Annotated in this window: 1 protein-coding gene; it reads left to right on the top strand. The window is 57.0% G+C overall.

The annotated features are described in order from the left end of the window. The first annotated feature begins 71 nt into the window (after positions 1-71). A protein-coding gene (locus ACOTWU_RS25245) for an IS3 family transposase (RefSeq protein ID WP_112287405.1) occupies positions 72-1,192 on the top strand; the annotation gives its coding sequence in 2 pieces (ribosomal slippage) (positions 72-330 and positions 330-1,192; 1,122 coding nt in all). Positions 1,193-1,222 lie beyond the last annotated feature (30 nt).

The raw sequence follows: 1,222 nt of genomic DNA, 5'->3' as shown, positions 1-1,222 counted from the left end.
TGACCTGCTCCCCGTTGATTAACACACCGCGATGTTAGTAATGTCTTCATAAGCCACATGAGGACACCCCCATGAAGAAGCGTTTTTCCGACCAACAGATCATCAGTATTCTCCGCGAGGCTGAAGCCGGGGTATCCGCCCGGGAACTCTGCCGCAAGCACGCTATTTCCGATGCCACGTTTTACACCTGGCGTAAAAAGTATGGCGGCATGGAGGTGCCCGAGGTTAAGCGCCTGAAGTCGCTTGAGGAAGAGAACGCACGACTCAAGAAGCTGCTGGCCGAAGCCATGCTGGATAAGGAGGCGCTTCAGGTGGCCCTGGGCCGAAAGTACTGACGACAGACCAGAAGCGCGAAGCCGTGGTGTTGATGTGTGATGCGACCGGTCTGTCGCAACGTCGTGCCTGCAGGCTGACAGGTTTGTCCCTGTCGACCTGCCGTTACGAAGCGCAGCGTCCGGCATCGGATGCGCATTTATCCGGGCGCATCACCGAACTGGCGCTGGAGCGCAGGCGTTTTGGTTACCGCCGCATCTGGCAGCTGCTGCGCCGCGAAGGGCTTCATGTTAATCACAAGCGAGTATACCGGCTCTACCATCTGAGTGGACTCGGCGTAAAACGCAGACGTCGTCGTAAAGGGCTGGCAACAGAACGTCTGCCGCTGCTCCGCCCGGCAGCGCCGAATCTGACCTGGTCGATGGATTTTGTCATGGATGCGCTGGCCACCGGTCGCAGGATCAAGTGCCTGACCTGCGTGGATGACTTCACGAAGGAGTGCCTGACGGTCACCGTTGCCTTCGGGATTTCAGGCGTGCAGGTCACGCGTATTCTGGACAGCATTGCGCTGTTTCGTGGCTATCCGGCGACGATAAGAACCGATCAGGGCCCGGAGTTTACCTGCCGCGCGCTCGATCAATGGGCCTTTGAGCATGGCGTGGAGCTACGGCTCATTCAGCCCGGCAAGCCGACACAGAACGGATTTATTGAGAGTTTTAACGGACGCTTTCGCGATGAATGCCTGAATGAACACTGGTTCAGCGACGTCAGCCATGCCAGGAAAACCATCAGTGAATGGCGTCAGGATTATAACGAGTGCCGCCCGCACTCCACGCTGAATTATCAGACGCCGTCTGAGTTTGCGGCGGGCTGGAGAAAGGGTAATTCTGATAGTGAAGGATCCGACATTACTAAGTGAGCGTTGTATCTAATCCTGGGGGCAGGTCAA

The organism is Enterobacter cloacae complex sp. GYL001 (genome assembly GCF_049237125.1).
Lineage (GTDB): Bacteria > Pseudomonadota > Gammaproteobacteria > Enterobacterales > Enterobacteriaceae > Enterobacter > Enterobacter hormaechei_C.
This window is presented reverse-complemented; position numbering and strand designations above follow the sequence as displayed.